We start from the raw sequence: 13,026 nt of genomic DNA, 5'->3' as shown, positions 1-13,026 counted from the left end.
CATGAGCAACAGCACCACCGAGCCGGTGAAGCCGCTCTCCACCGAGCAGTTGTCGGCCACCACCCTGCTGCGGTTCGCCACCGCCGGTTCCGTCGACGACGGCAAGTCCACCCTGGTGGGCCGCCTCCTCCACGACTCCAAGTCGGTCCTCACCGACCAGCTGGAGGCCGTCGAGCGCGCCTCCGCCAGCCGCGGCGCCGGAGCCCCCGACCTCGCCCTCCTCACCGACGGCCTGCGCGCCGAGCGGGAGCAGGGCATCACCATCGACGTCGCCTACCGCTACTTCGCCACCCCCCGGCGCCGCTTCATCCTCGCCGACACCCCCGGCCACGTGCAGTACACCCGCAACATGGTCACCGGCGCCTCCACGGCCGACCTCGCCGTCGTCCTCGTCGACGCCCGCAACGGCGTCATCGAGCAGACCCGCAGGCACGCAGCGGTGGCCGCGCTGCTGCGCGTCCCGCACGTCGTCCTGGCGGTCAACAAGATGGACCTCGTCGCGTACGACGAGACGGTCTTCGCGAAGATCGCCGAGGAGTTCACCGCGTACGCCGGCGAACTGGGCGTACCGGAGATCACCGCGATCCCCATCTCGGCGCTCGCCGGTGACAACGTCGTGGAGCCGTCCTCGAACATGGACTGGTACGGCGGCCCCACCGTCCTGGAGCACCTGGAGACGGTCCCGGTCAGCCACGACCTCGCCTCCTGCCACGCGCGGCTGCCCGTGCAGTACGTGATCCGGCCGCAGACCGCCGAGCACCCCGACTACCGCGGCTACGCGGGCCAGATCGCGGCCGGTGCCTTCCGGGTCGGCGAGTCCGTGACGGTGCTGCCCTCGGGCCGCACCTCGAAGGTCGCCGGGATCGACCTGCTGGGGCAGCCGGTGGACGTGGCGTGGACACCGCAGTCCGTCACGCTGCTCCTCGAGGACGACATCGACATCTCGCGCGGCGACCTGATCGTGCCGAGCGGCGACGCCCCCGCGACCACGCAGGACGTCGAGGCGACGGTCTGCCACGTCGCGGACACCGCGCTCTCCGTCGGCCAGCGGGTCCTGCTGAAGCACACCACCCGCACCGTCAAGGCGATCGTCAAGGAGATCCCGTCGCGGCTCACCCTCGACGACCTCTCCCAGCACCCGGAGCCCGGCCGGCTCGTCGCCAACGACATAGGCCGGGTGAGGATCCGCACCGCCGAACCGCTCGCCCTCGACTCGTACGCGGAGTCGCGCCGCACCGGGTCCTTCCTGCTGATCGACCCCTCGGACGGCACGACGCTCGCGGCCGGCATGGCGGGCGACGCGTTCGCCACGCCCGCCGACGAGGCCGCGCGGGCCGACGCCGCGGACGATGAGGGCTGGGACTTCTGACATGACCTACGTCGACGTATACGCGACGTTCGCGAAGGAGGGCGGCCGCATCGGCAGCGGCGCCCTCGGCAGCGGGCAGGGCGGAGTCGCGCGATGTGCGGAGTAACGCCTCCGGCGGGACCGGGGCGCGCGCACCACGCGTGCGCCCCCGTTCTCCCCGTATCCGCAGCACCGGCAGCACCCGCAGCACCCGCGCTCCGTGCGCGGCCACCACGCAGACGAAGACCTACCGATCTCCCGGCCACGACCTGACGGCGTGCGCCCGGGCCGACGAGGGGACCACCTCCCGTGCCTGCTCCACGTACCCGACTCGCCGCACTCGCGGCGCTGCCCCTCCTCGCCCTGGCGCTCGGCGCCTGCGGCTACGGCTCCGAGGCCTCCGACGAGGACGGCAAGTCGAAGGTCGCCGAGGGCGCAAAGAAGATCGAAGACCTGGACAGCGTGAAGATCGGGTACTTCCCGAACCTCACCCACGCCACCGCCCTGGTCGGCAACCAGGAAGGCCTGTTCCAGAAGGAGCTCGGCGGCACCGAGGCCAAGTACGCGCAGTTCAACGCGGGTCCCTCGGAGATCGAGGCACTGAACGCGGGATCGATCGACATCGGCTGGATCGGCCCATCGCCCGCCATCAACGGCTACACCAAGTCGCAGGGCAAGAACCTGCGCATCATCGGCGGTTCGGCGTCCGGCGGCGTGAAGCTCGTCGTGAACCCGAAGAAGATCAAGTCCCTGGACGACGTCAAGGGCAAGAAGATCGCGACGCCGCAGCTCGGCAACACCCAGGACGTGGCGTTCCTCAACTGGATCGCCGAGCGGGGCTGGAAGGTCGACGCGCAGAGCGGCAAGGGCGACGTGTCAGTGATCCGCAGTGACAACAAGGTCACCCCGGACGCCTACAAGTCGGGTTCCCTGGACGGCGCGTGGGTGCCGGAGCCGACCGCGTCCAAGCTGGTCGCCGAGGGTGGCAAGGTGCTGCTCGACGAGTCCGACCTGTGGCCGGACAAGAAGTTCGTGATCACCAACATCATCGTGCGGCAGGAGTTCCTGAAGGAGCACCCGAAGGTCGTCGAGGCCGTGCTGCGCGGCGCCGTGAAGACCAACGCGTGGATCGCGAAGAACCCGGAGAAGGCCAAGGCCGCGGCGAACGCACGGCTGAAGGCGGACGCCGGGAAGCCGCTGCCCGCCGAGGTCCTCGACCCGGCGTGGAAGTCGATCCGGACGACCGACGACCCGCTGGCCGCGACGCTCGAGGCCGAGGCTGACCACGCGGTCAAGGCCGGTCTCCTGGAGAAGCCCGACCTCAAGGGCATCTACGACCTCGCTCCGCTGAACAAGGTCCTGAAGTCCGAGGGCAAGTCCCCGGTCGACGACGCCGGACTCGGCGTCAAGTAACCCGCCAGACGACGTTCCCAGGAGGTGACGACCATGGCCACGACCCTCGCCAAGGCCGCGGAGAACACCCGCACCACGGCCGAGCACGCCGCACGGATCGAGCACGTCTCGAAGTCGTTCGGCGGCCCCGCCGGACCCCAGCTGGTCCTGGACGACATCACGCTCGATGTCGCACCGGGCGAGTTCGTCACCCTCCTGGGAGCCTCGGGCTGCGGCAAGTCGACGCTGCTCAACCTGGTGGCCGGGCTCGACGAGCCGTCCGCGGGCGCCATCACGACGGACGGCCGCCCGGCCCTGATGTTCCAGGAGCACGCGCTGTTCCCGTGGCTGACCGCGGGCAAGAACATCGAACTCGCCCTGAAGCTGCGCGGCGTGCCGAAGGCGGACCGCCGCCCGAGGGCCGAGGAGCTCCTCGAACTCGTGCGGCTGCAGGGCGCGTACGGCAAGCGGGTGCACGAGCTGTCCGGCGGCATGCGCCAGCGGGTCGCGCTGGCCCGCGCGCTCGCCCAGGACAGCCGGCTCCTGCTGATGGACGAGCCGTTCGCGGCGCTCGACGCGATCACCCGTGACGTCCTGCACGACGAGCTCACCCGCATCTGGCGCGAGACGAACGTCTCCGTCCTCTTCGTCACGCACAACGTGCGCGAGGCCGTGCGCCTCGCCCAGCGTGTCGTGCTCCTCTCGTCGCGCCCCGGCCGGGTGGCGCACGAGTGGCGGGTCGACATCCCGCACCCGCGCCGCATCGAGGACACCGCCGTGGCGGAACTGTCCGTCGAGATCACCGAACAACTGCGTGGGGAGATCCGCCGCCATGGCCAGCACTGACACTTCGACCGGCCCGGTCAAGGAGTCCGGCGACAGCCAGGACCTCGCCGGTCTGGAGGCGGGCCTGGACGCGCTGGACTCGCACGCGGGCCCCACCCGCACGCCCGTGCGCCAGGTCCTGGTGCAGAAGGTGGTGCCGCCGTTGACCGCGGTGCTGCTGGTGCTGCTGGTGTGGCAGGCGCTCGTCTCCTTCGGCATCGTCGACGACCCGACGAAGCTGCCCCCGCCGTCCGCGGTGTGGGACGAGGTGCGCGAGGCGTGGCTCCAGGGCAACCTGCTCGACTACATCTGGACGTCCGTCTCGCGCGGTCTCCTCGGCTTCCTGTTCGCCCTGGTGATCGGCACGCCGCTCGGTCTGATCGTGGCGCGGGTGCGGTTCGTGCGGGCGGCGATCGGCCCGATCCTGTCCGGTCTGCAGTCGCTGCCCTCGGTGGCGTGGGTGCCGCCGGCCGTGATCTGGCTCGGCCTGGACAACTCGATGATGTACGCGGTGATCCTGCTCGGCGCCGTGCCGTCCATCGCCAACGGCCTGGTGTCGGGCGTCGACCAGGTGCCGCCGCTGTTCCTGCGCGCGGGCCGCACCCTCGGTGCGACGGGCCTGCGGCACACCTGGCACATCGTGCTCCCCGCGGCGCTGCCCGGCTATCTCGCGGGCCTCAAGCAGGGCTGGGCGTTCTCCTGGCGCTCGCTGATGGCCGCCGAGATCATCGCGTCCTCGCCCGACCTCGGCGTCGGCCTCGGCGTCCTCCTGGAGAACGGCCGCAACGCCAGCTCCATGTCCATGGTCTTCCTCGCCATCTTCCTCATCCTCATCGTCGGCATCGCCATCGACCTGCTGATCTTCAGCCCGCTGGAGCGACGCGTCCTGCGCAGCCGCGGCCTCGCCGGGAGGAGCTGAACCACCGTGCACCGTCCCGTCCTTCTCGTCGTCGCCCACGGCAGCCGTGACCCGCGGCACGCCGCGACCGTGCGCGCGCTGGTGCGCCGGGTGCGGTCGCTGCGCCCCGGTCTGCGGGTGGAGACGGGGTTCCTCGACTTCGACACCCCGACCGTCTCCGGCGTCCTGGAGCGGCTCGCGGCGGAGGGCGTGCGGGACGTGGTGGCCCAGCCGCTGCTCCTGACCCGCGCGTTCCACGCGAAGACGGACATCCCCGCGGTGCTGCGGGAGGCGCCCGCCGCGCTGCGCATCCGGCAGGCGGCGGTGCTCGGCCCTTCGCCGCTGCTCGTCTCCGCTCTGGAGCGGCGGCTGTACGAGGCGGGGCTCGACCCCGCCGACAAGTCCTCGACCGGGGTCGTACTGGCCTCGGCGGGGTCGTCCGACCCGGAGGCGATCGCAGTGATCGCTGATATCGCGCGGGAGTGGCGGCGTACCGGTTGGTGCGCCGTGCGGCCTGCGTTCGCCTCCGCTTCTCTGCCGCGTACGGAGGACGCCGTGCGTGCGCTGCGGGACGTGGCCGGGGTGCGGCGGGTGGCCGTCGCGCCCTACGTCCTGGCTCCCGGCTTCCTGCCGGACCGGATCGCGCGGGGCGCCGCCGACGCCGATGTGCTGGCCGACGTGCTCGGTCCGGCTCCGGAAGTGGCGCGTCTGCTGGTCCGGCGCTACGAGGAGGCGTATGCGCCCGGCACGTGCCCTGTTGCTCCCCTGGCGCGGATTCCCGCTCTGGCCTAGCTTGTGGGTTCATGACCCCGAGCCGATCCCGCACGCTGTGGCTGCGCACCGAACCCCTGCACGCGGTGGTCTATTTCGAGGAACGCTGCCGCGGCCTCGGCAGGGCCGTGGGCCTCAAGGGCTTCTGGATGGGGTACTTCGCGGCCCGTACCGCGCCGATGGGGCGGGTCGGCCCCGGGGTAGCCACGGCGGCGCTCGGTGTCTTCGCGCCGGACATGGTGGCGCGGTCCCTGCCGTCGGCGTGGGAGTACGCGTCGCCGGACCGGGTCGTCGAGGAGCGCGCCCGCGTCACGGCCGCCGCGCTGCGCCAACTGGTGCCCTCCATAGAGGCGTTGGCGGCCAAGGTGAACGAGCCGCTGCTGGCGATGGTGGAGGACGCGCCGTCGCTCGCACGTCCGCTGTTCGCCGCCAACCGCGATCTGGCGTACCGCTCGGACCCGGTGGAGCAGCTCTGGCAACTGGTCACGTGTGTACGTGAGTTCCGGGGCGACGCGCATATCGCGGTCCTCGCCGACCACGGCCTGGACGCCCGCGAGAGCCTCGTTCTCGCGGCGGCGACGGACCGGGTGGAGGCGGCGGGCATCCGTCAGGACCGGGGCTGGACGGAGGAGGAGTGGGCGGCCTCCGTGGACCGCACGCGCGTTCTGGGGCTGCTCGACACGGCCGGCCGGGTCACCGAACAGGGCCTGACGAAGCGGGAGTTGATAGAGGCGGACACGGACCGGCTGGCGGCCCGTCTGCTCCGCCCGCTGGCCAGGGGCGAGGCGGACGCGCTCCTCTCCGCGCTGGAGCCGGCGGTCCGCCGCATCCTGGACTCGGACGTCCTGCCGTTCCCGAACCCGATCGGGCTGCCGCGGGTGGCCGGCTGAGCGGCCTGAATTCGCTTGCCCCGCCGCACCGGCGCCCTTAGCGTCACGCGGATGACCCCCGAACTGCGCTCCGAGCGCCTCTCGCTCTCCCCCTACGTCGCCACCGACGAGGCGGACTTCGTCGCGCTCTTCCAGGACGAGGCCGTGGGCCACTGGTTCGGGGACGGCATGCAGAGCGAGGCGGAGGACCGCGCCCTGTTCGGCCGGATCCTCACCCTCATCTACGCCGAGGAACGCTTCCCCGTCTGGGCGGTCCGGCACGAGGGGCGCTACGTCGGCCACGCCGAGGTCAAGCCGTCGCCGGAGACCTGGCTCGACGGCACCGAGATCGTCTACGGCCTGGCGAGGGACGCCTGGGGCCACGGGCTCGGCACGGAACTGGCGCGGCTCCTCACCGCGTACGGGCACGAGACGCTGGACCTGGCCGAAGTCCACGCGACGGTCGACGCGGCCAACGCCCCTTCCCTGTCCGTTCTCGCCCGCCTCGGCTTCGTACGGGTCCGCGAGATCCCCGAGGAGGACGGCAGGGTCACCCTCCACCTCGTCTCCCGACGCCCCGAGCCGCCCGTCATCGGCTGAGGCTCACGGCGGCGGCTCCTCAGGAGAAGTCGAGGCCGCCGGTGCGGGTGCGCTTCATCTCGAAGAAGTCCGGGTGGCCGGCGAGGACGCGGAAGCCGTCGAAGAGCCGGGCGGCCTCCTCGCCGCGCGGCACGGCGCGCAGTACGGGTCCGAACCAGACGGTGCCGTCGACGTGGATCGTGGGCGTGCCGACGTAGCCGTCGGCCTCCGGGTCCTTGCCCGCGTCGTGGCTGCGGCGGAGCACCTCGTCGTACGAGGCGTCGCGCGCCGCGTCCGCGAGGCCCGCCGGGAGTCCGAGCTCGGCGAGGGCCTGCGCGGCGACCTCGTCGAAGTCCTCGTTCTTCTCCTGGTGGACCCGCGTGCCGAAGGCGGTGTAGAGGTCGCGGAGGACCTCCTCGCCGTGCCGTTCGGCGGCGGCCGCGGCGATCCGGGTGAGGGTGAGGGAGCGGTCGACCAGGTCGCGGTACCAGTCGGGGAGTTCGTTGCCCTCGTTGTGGAAGTAGAGGCTCATGACGTGGAAGCGGACGTCGAGTTCGCGGTGGCGTTCGACCTCCAGGATCCAGCGCGAGGTGATCCAGGCGAACGGGCAGACGGGGTCGAAGTGGAAGTCGACGCGGGTCGGGGCGTGGGGCTTCGTCATGGCTCGACACTAGCCAGTCAGTGGCCCCTGCCCGTGGGCCACTTATGTGCCGTTCGGCCGGGCCACTTCGTCGCTGAACGGCGTGGCCTGGTGGAACCAGAGCTGCCAGCCGCTCTCCGTGCGCCGCCACAGGGAGCTACGGTGGGCGCGGCGGCCGCCGCTGTCCGTGTCGAAGGTCAGGTGCACCAGGTCGTCGGCGAGCTGGACGCCCCGCAGGCGGGAGGTCGTGACGGGGGCGGTGCCGGGGTCCTTGGACGCCGTGAGGACCCGCACGATCGACGCACGGTCCCAGCACGCGCCCGAGGCGCCGAACTCGGTGAACTCCGGATGCAGGAGCGCCCCGAACAGCTCGGGCGATACGCGCACATCGGGGTCGAGGAGCCGCAGTTCGCTCTCGATGGCGGCTTCGACGGCGGGGGTACGGTCAGGCACGGGTCATCTCCTCCAGGCGAGTGACGGTGTTCCAGTTGCGGGAGGTGGCGATGAGGCCCTTGGTGAGGCGGGGCCGCGCCAGCACCTCTGCGAGTTTGGAGCGGCCGAGGCCGTCGGGGGCGTACAGGTAGAGGGCACGGTCGCCCAGCCTGAACTCCTCCGGCAGGTACGCCGGTTGTTCGACGGAGGCGAAGCGGTCCGGGTCGACGGGGCCGGAGAAGTACGTGACGTGCAGTTGCTTCGGCTCGAGGCCGGCGGCGGGGAACGGGCAGGCGTCCGCCACCGCCTTCAGGTAGGCGTGGTCGCGGACGAGGACGTCGACGCCGAAGCCGAAGTGCTCCTCGATCGCCGCGCGCACGTCCGCGGCCAGCGCGTCGTCGTCGCCGTCGTCGGCGGTGAAGACCGCGTTGCCGCTCTGCAGATACGTGCGCACGCCGCCGTGCCCGAGCCCTTCGAGGAGGATGCGCAGCTCCGCCATCGGCACTTTCTTGTGGCCGCTCACGTTGATGCCGCGCAGCAGCGCCGCGTAGGTCTTGATCGCCATGCGCACACGATATGCCGGACACGCACGGCGAAGCGGCCGCCGTGCCCCGTGGGGGTGGGCACGACGGCCGCGGCTCAGTGGGGCGGCGAGACTACTCGACGACCTTCAGGAGCTTGTTGGGCGTGCCCTCGCTCGGGTTGGAGATCTTGTCCGGGGTCGCGCCGTCGGTCAGCGCCTTGGCGACGTCCGCGGGCTTGGCGTCCGGGTGGGCGGCGACGTAGACGGCGGCGGCGCCGACGACGTGCGGGGTGGCCATCGACGTACCGGAGATCGTGTTGGTGGCGTCGTCACCGGTGTTCCAGGCGGACGTGATGTCCGAGCCCGGGGCGTAGATGTCCACGACGGAGCCGTAGTTGGAGAAGTCCGACTGCTCGTCGTCCTTGGTGGAGGAGGCGACCGTGATGGCGTCCTTCACGCGGGCCGGGGAGCCCTGGGAGGCGTCGGTCGACTCGTTGCCCGCGGCCACCGCGAAGGTGACGCCGGAGTCGATCGCCTTCTGGACGGCCGCGTCGAGCGCTTCATCCACACCGCCGCCGAGGCTCATGTTGGCGACCGAGGGGCCCTTGTGGTTCTTGGTGACCCAGTCGATGCCCGCGACGACCTGCTCGGTGGTGCCGGAGCCCTGGTCGTCCAGGACGCGGACGGCGACGATCTTCGCCTTCTTGGCGACGCCGTGGGCGTCACCGGCGATGGTGCCGGCGACGTGCGTGCCGTGGCCGTTGCCGTCGTCGGCGTTGTCGTCGTTGTCGACGGCGTCGAAGCCGGAGGTGGCGCGGCCGCCGAAGTCCTTGTGGCTGACGCGGACGCCGGTGTCGATGACGTACGCGGTGGCGCCCTCACCGGCGGCGTCGGGGTACGTGTACTTCTTGTCCGCGGCGGTGTCCGCCTGGTCGATGCGGTCCAGGCCCCACGACGGCGGGTTGTCCTGCGTGGCGTCGATGGTGAACTTCTTCGACTGGACGACCTTGCCGACGGTCGGGTCGGCGGCGAGGCGCTTGGCCTCGGTCTCGGTCAGGCCCTTGGCGGAGAAGCCGTTGATCGCGGAGGAGTAGTTGCGCTTCAGCTCGCCGCCGTACTCCTTGGCGAGGTCGGACTTGGCACCGTTGTCGACCTTCTCGTCGAGCATCACGATGTAGCTGCCGGCGACGGCGCCCTTGGCGTCGAGGCCGTACACCTTGCCCTCGGCGGGGGTGGCCGCGCCGGCGAAGGAGGTCGCGAAGACGGTGACACCGACCGCGGTGGCGGCGGTGGCTATCGCGGCGGTGAGCTTCATCGTGCGGGCACGCTTGTGAGTTGCCATGAAGAGGGGTCTCCTCAGTGCTGTGTGGGGGGATGTGGGGGGTTTTATTCAGCTGTCGCCCAAGGCGCTGCCGTGACAACAAGTTCGCTGCGACAGCCCTTGCGGCCCGGAAGATCTCCGGGTGTTGGGACGAAACACTGTCCGATTGACGCGCGCAGATCAATACCTTCATACAGCTGTGACTTGTTCAACAAGGTTCCGTAATAACAAACCGGCCCTGTAGTGGCGGAACGGACATCCCGGTCCACAATGACCCCAACTCGCGGTAACACTAGGCACTTTGCGCCCCATGCGTAACGCCGGGCGGGCTGGAGAGTCCAGCCCGCCCGGCGTCGGTGTCGCGTACGGGACTTAAGCCGCGGTGGCGACTTTCTGTTCCTCGAAGGAGTCGATGGTCCGCGTGAAGTCACGCGTGGAGAGGAGCAGCTTGTAGATGATGGCGAGTTCGAAGACCAGAAGGAGCGCCCCGGAGACGATCGTCACCGGCATCACCGCGTCGAAGAGCGGGCCGATCATGAAGACGCCCATCTGGAATTCGATTCCGCTCACCAGGTGCGCGCGAATACGGTGGCGCAGCAGGAAGGAGCGCACCCGCAGATAGGCGGGGAACTTCTGCCGGAACTCCTGGTGGAGGTCGATCACCTGGGCCTTGGGCTTCGGCGCGACCTCCGCCTCGGCGTCGGTGATCTCGTCGGACGGCTGCGGGGCATAGCCCACGGCCTCGCCCGCGGCCCGCTGCAGGTCCTGCTCGATGTCCGCCGAGGGGTTGTCCCGCAGCAGGTCCTCCATGAAGGCGAGCTCCGCCTCGTTCTGCGCGCGCCGCGCGGCCCGCACGCGCGCCTTGATCTGCTTGCGCATGGTGTGCCGGATCTTGAAGATCTCGAGCGAGTTGATGTAGCGCAGGGTGTCGAGCGCGACGACGCCGAGGGCGAGCCAGATGTAGAAGGTGTCGCCGGTGCGGTCGTACTGGCCCCACATCAGGGCCACACCGCACACCATCACGCGGATGCGGTCGAAGACGAAGTCCAGCCAGGCACCGAAGACGGAGCCCTGCCCGGTGAGCCGGGCCAGCTTGCCGTCCATGCAGTCGAAGATGAAGCTGAAGTGGTAGATGACCGCGCCGAGGGCGAGCCACTTCCAGTCGCCGAACGCGAAGCACGCCGCCGAGCCGAGGCCGAGGATGAACGCCCCCCAGGTGATCTGGTTGGGCGTGACGCGCGTCCGCATCGCGGTGAACCGCACGAGCGGCGTGGCGACCGGATCGACCAGCAACACGGTCCACCACGCGTCGCGCTTCTTCTCGGTGATGCGGCGCACCTCGGCGAGGGGCGGTATGTCTCGACGCATGGGGGATCAACTTCCTGGCGTTCGGCGAAAGTTCATCCCACGCTAGGAAGGAGTTCGGTCAAGGAACAAGATCTGAGGCGTGCAACCTTTGGCCGGGGGTAACAGTCAACCTTTCGGGACGAGTCAATGGCCCTTCCAGCATGATGGCGCGTTACCTGAGCGTTACCGAATGACCGCTCCGTTACCCAATCGCGTCACGGAGCGTTATGCATGCCCCCGGGGCAGGCCCTCAACTGCCCCAAGAGGCAACTTTCGGCTACGAACCCCTCAGCGCTTCGGCAGTTCGGCCTCGATGAGGTCCGCCGCCTGTTTCGTGCCGCCCTCCGCGGCCATCATCCCTTGGATCTCCTCGAGCCTACGGGCCACCTCGGGGTCGTCCACCAGCGCGAGGACGGCCTCACGCAGCGTCTCGGCGGTGGCCTCCTCCATCGGGAGGTGCCGGGCGACGCCGAGCCCCTGGAGCATGTCGGCGTTGCCGAACTGGTCCACGGCCTGCGGCACGGCCACCATCGGCGTCGCGGTGGCGAGCCCTTCCTGGCTGCCGCCCGCGCCGGCGTGCGTGATGAACGCGTCGGCCTTCTTGAGGATGGCGAGCTGCGGCACCCACGGGTGCACCTCCACGTTCCCGGGCAGCTCGCCGAGCTCGGCCGGGTCGACGTGCCGGCCGACCTGGAGCACCACGTGCCACCCGGGCAGGCCCCCGAAGGCCTCGGCGCACGCGCGGTAGAAGCCGGGCTGCTTGGTGAAGGCCGAGCCGAGCGAGACGAGCAGCACCTTCTCGGCCCCGGCGGGCCGCTCCCACTCCCCCTGCGCCGCCCGGTCGCCCTGACAGGCGCCGACGAACGTGTGCACGCTCTCGTCGACCCGGTCGGCGTGCGGCTGCAGCGCCTTCGGGATCAGTACGAGTGAGCGCGGCGGGCACCCGACGAAGGGGTCGGGGTGCTGCGTGATGCCGTTCTCCGCCAGCCAGGCGTGGAAGCGCGCGTAGTACGCCTTGCCGCGCTCGGTCTCCTTCAGCTCCGCGTACATCGGCTCGGCGACCTCCTCTTCGTAACCGTCCCAGGCGACGAGGTTCGGCGAGAGCGAGATCTCGGGCACGCCCCAGCGGCGGGCGAGGACGCGGGCCGGATAGGAGGTGATGTCGTGCAGGACGAGGTCGGGCTCATCGCCTTCGTAGGCGCGCGCCAGTTCGGGCAGGACGGTGATCGCGTCGGTGAGGAACGGTTCGATGTTGTCGATCAGCTCGGTGCCCCACGCCTCCGGGTCGGCGTCCGGGGACGGCAGCGTCGTGGTGTAGGGCCGCGGCTCGGCGCCGGTCTCGGCGACCTTCTCCACGAAGGCGTGCGGAACGGCGTACGTGACGCGGTGGCCGCGCGCGACCAGCTCACGGATCACTTCGAGGCTCGGGTTGACGTGCCCGTGGGCGGCGATGGAGAACATGGCGATGTGGGCGGGCCGGGATGAGGTCATGCCGGAACACTAAACGAGACGAGACGTCTCGTGCAACCCTGTGGCCGCTCTCCTCGCGCGCCTCCCTACTTCCTACGCAATCCCTTCCGCTCCACCCGCCGCCTCGTTGTAACGGAGCAGATAGTCGGCGAACTGCGCCAGGTCCGCCTCGCTCCACCCCGCGAGCCGCCCCCGGAAGGCGACCCGCCGCGCCTCGCCGACCTGCGCGAGCACCTCGTTGCCCTGCTCGGTGAGGTGCAGCACGTGTACCCGCTGATCGGCCGGGTCGGGCCGCCGCTCGACGAGCCCGGCCTTCTCCAGCGCCCCCACCTGCCTGCTGATCGTCGACTTGTCGAGCGTGTAATGCGCGGCCAGATCCGTGGCGCGGCAGCCGCCCTGGTGCTCGAGGTGACTGAGCAGGGTGAAGGACACGAGCGAGAGCTCGGGGTGCATGCGTGCGGCGGTGGCGCGCGCCCGCCGGGCGAACGCGGTCATCTCCCGCTGGATGACCTCGATGGACGCGTCCCGGACTCCGGGCTCGTCCCCGTCTCGATCGGTCACGATTTCTCCCTCTCCACGAATGGTTGTAGAGTACAACATCGTAAAGAGTT

14 protein-coding genes are annotated in these 13,026 nt (G+C 70.5%); 7 read left to right on the top strand and 7 right to left on the bottom strand.

Annotated elements, in window-relative coordinates; genetic code table 11:
* The first annotated feature begins 1 nt into the window (after position 1).
* The 7 genes from AC07DO_RS16745 to AC07DO_RS16715 all read left to right on the top strand — a co-directional run bounded on the left by AC07DO_RS16745 (position 2) and on the right by AC07DO_RS16715 (position 6,703).
* Complete coding sequence (locus AC07DO_RS16745) at positions 2-1,369, top strand: sulfate adenylyltransferase subunit 1 (protein ID WP_479060287.1); 1,368 nt, start codon at positions 2-4, stop codon at positions 1,367-1,369.
* 288 nt (positions 1,370-1,657) lie between these two features.
* Positions 1,658-2,761 (top strand): aliphatic sulfonate ABC transporter substrate-binding protein, encoded by a 1,104-nt coding sequence (locus tag AC07DO_RS16740; RefSeq protein WP_479060285.1) that lies wholly within the window; start codon positions 1,658-1,660, stop codon positions 2,759-2,761.
* A 33-nt stretch (positions 2,762-2,794) separates the two neighbouring features.
* Positions 2,795-3,586, top strand: a complete 792-nt coding sequence (locus AC07DO_RS16735) for an ABC transporter ATP-binding protein (RefSeq protein WP_479060284.1) — start codon at positions 2,795-2,797, stop codon at positions 3,584-3,586.
* Positions 3,573-4,484, top strand: a complete 912-nt coding sequence (locus AC07DO_RS16730) for an ABC transporter permease (protein ID WP_479060282.1) — start codon at positions 3,573-3,575, stop codon at positions 4,482-4,484. Before AC07DO_RS16735 ends, AC07DO_RS16730 begins: the two co-directional genes overlap by 14 nt.
* 6 nt (positions 4,485-4,490) lie before the next feature.
* Positions 4,491-5,255 (top strand): sirohydrochlorin chelatase, encoded by a 765-nt coding sequence (locus AC07DO_RS16725; protein ID WP_479060280.1) that lies wholly within the window; start codon positions 4,491-4,493, stop codon positions 5,253-5,255.
* 11 nt (positions 5,256-5,266) lie between these two features.
* Positions 5,267-6,124, top strand: a complete 858-nt coding sequence (locus tag AC07DO_RS16720; RefSeq protein WP_479060278.1) for an SCO6745 family protein — start codon at positions 5,267-5,269, stop codon at positions 6,122-6,124.
* A 51-nt stretch (positions 6,125-6,175) separates the two neighbouring features.
* Positions 6,176-6,703 carry a GNAT family N-acetyltransferase gene (locus AC07DO_RS16715; protein ID WP_479060276.1) on the top strand — a complete coding sequence of 176 codons (528 nt, stop codon included), beginning with the start codon at positions 6,176-6,178 and terminating at the stop codon, positions 6,701-6,703.
* Positions 6,704-6,722: 19 nt separating this feature from the next.
* Here the strand turns inward: AC07DO_RS16715 and AC07DO_RS16710 are convergent, their stop codons facing one another.
* The 7 genes from AC07DO_RS16710 to AC07DO_RS16680 all read right to left on the bottom strand — a co-directional run bounded on the left by AC07DO_RS16710 (position 6,723) and on the right by AC07DO_RS16680 (position 12,910).
* The gene (locus tag AC07DO_RS16710; protein WP_479060274.1) at positions 6,723-7,343 is read right to left on the bottom strand and encodes a mycothiol-dependent nitroreductase Rv2466c family protein; all 621 of its coding nucleotides are present in this window, start codon (positions 7,341-7,343) and stop codon (positions 6,723-6,725) included.
* Positions 7,344-7,385: 42 nt separating this feature from the next.
* Entirely contained in the window at positions 7,386-7,775 is a 390-nt protein-coding gene (locus AC07DO_RS16705; RefSeq protein ID WP_479060272.1) for a nuclear transport factor 2 family protein, read from the bottom strand.
* Positions 7,768-8,319 carry a DUF1697 domain-containing protein gene (locus AC07DO_RS16700; protein WP_479060270.1) on the bottom strand — a complete coding sequence of 184 codons (552 nt, stop codon included), beginning with the start codon at positions 8,317-8,319 and terminating at the stop codon, positions 7,768-7,770. The genes AC07DO_RS16705 and AC07DO_RS16700 overlap by 8 nt, the downstream gene beginning before the upstream one ends.
* A 91-nt stretch (positions 8,320-8,410) precedes the next feature.
* Positions 8,411-9,619: a S8 family peptidase gene (locus tag AC07DO_RS16695; protein ID WP_479060268.1), complete on the bottom strand. Its 1,209-nt coding sequence runs from the start codon at positions 9,617-9,619 to the stop codon at positions 8,411-8,413.
* A 351-nt stretch (positions 9,620-9,970) separates the two neighbouring features.
* Positions 9,971-10,966: a CDP-alcohol phosphatidyltransferase family protein gene (locus AC07DO_RS16690; protein ID WP_479060266.1), complete on the bottom strand. Its 996-nt coding sequence runs from the start codon at positions 10,964-10,966 to the stop codon at positions 9,971-9,973.
* A 267-nt stretch (positions 10,967-11,233) separates the two neighbouring features.
* The gene (mgt, locus tag AC07DO_RS16685; protein WP_479060264.1) at positions 11,234-12,436 is read right to left on the bottom strand and encodes a macrolide-inactivating glycosyltransferase; all 1,203 of its coding nucleotides are present in this window, start codon (positions 12,434-12,436) and stop codon (positions 11,234-11,236) included.
* A gap of 72 nt (positions 12,437-12,508) precedes the next feature.
* Positions 12,509-12,910: a MarR family winged helix-turn-helix transcriptional regulator gene (locus AC07DO_RS16680; RefSeq protein WP_479060717.1), complete on the bottom strand. Its 402-nt coding sequence runs from the start codon at positions 12,908-12,910 to the stop codon at positions 12,509-12,511.
* Positions 12,911-13,026 lie beyond the last annotated feature (116 nt).

The organism is Streptomyces sp. NPDC045678 (assembly GCF_056432085.1).
Note: the sequence above shows the minus strand (reverse complement) of the source record. Positions and strands in the feature narration are given on the sequence as shown.

Bases quoted from the DNA above. Each gene is read 5' to 3' on its own strand.
- AC07DO_RS16745 (WP_479060287.1), top strand. From the start codon at position 2: ATGAGCAACAGCACCACCGAGCCGGTGAAGCCGCTCTCCACCGAGCAG.
- AC07DO_RS16710 (WP_479060274.1), bottom strand. From the start codon at position 7,343: ATGACGAAGCCCCACGCCCCGACCCGCGTCGACTTCCACTTCGACCCC.
- AC07DO_RS16730 (WP_479060282.1), top strand. From the start codon at position 3,573: ATGGCCAGCACTGACACTTCGACCGGCCCGGTCAAGGAGTCCGGCGAC.
- AC07DO_RS16715 (WP_479060276.1), top strand. From the start codon at position 6,176: ATGACCCCCGAACTGCGCTCCGAGCGCCTCTCGCTCTCCCCCTACGTC.
- AC07DO_RS16695 (WP_479060268.1), bottom strand. From the start codon at position 9,619: ATGGCAACTCACAAGCGTGCCCGCACGATGAAGCTCACCGCCGCGATA.
- AC07DO_RS16735 (WP_479060284.1), top strand. From the start codon at position 2,795: ATGGCCACGACCCTCGCCAAGGCCGCGGAGAACACCCGCACCACGGCC.
- mgt (WP_479060264.1), bottom strand. From the start codon at position 12,436: ATGACCTCATCCCGGCCCGCCCACATCGCCATGTTCTCCATCGCCGCC.
- AC07DO_RS16720 (WP_479060278.1), top strand. From the start codon at position 5,267: ATGACCCCGAGCCGATCCCGCACGCTGTGGCTGCGCACCGAACCCCTG.
- AC07DO_RS16680 (WP_479060717.1), bottom strand. From the start codon at position 12,910: ATGACCGCGTTCGCCCGGCGGGCGCGCGCCACCGCCGCACGCATGCAC.
- AC07DO_RS16690 (WP_479060266.1), bottom strand. From the start codon at position 10,966: ATGCGTCGAGACATACCGCCCCTCGCCGAGGTGCGCCGCATCACCGAG.
- AC07DO_RS16700 (WP_479060270.1), bottom strand. From the start codon at position 8,319: ATGGCGATCAAGACCTACGCGGCGCTGCTGCGCGGCATCAACGTGAGC.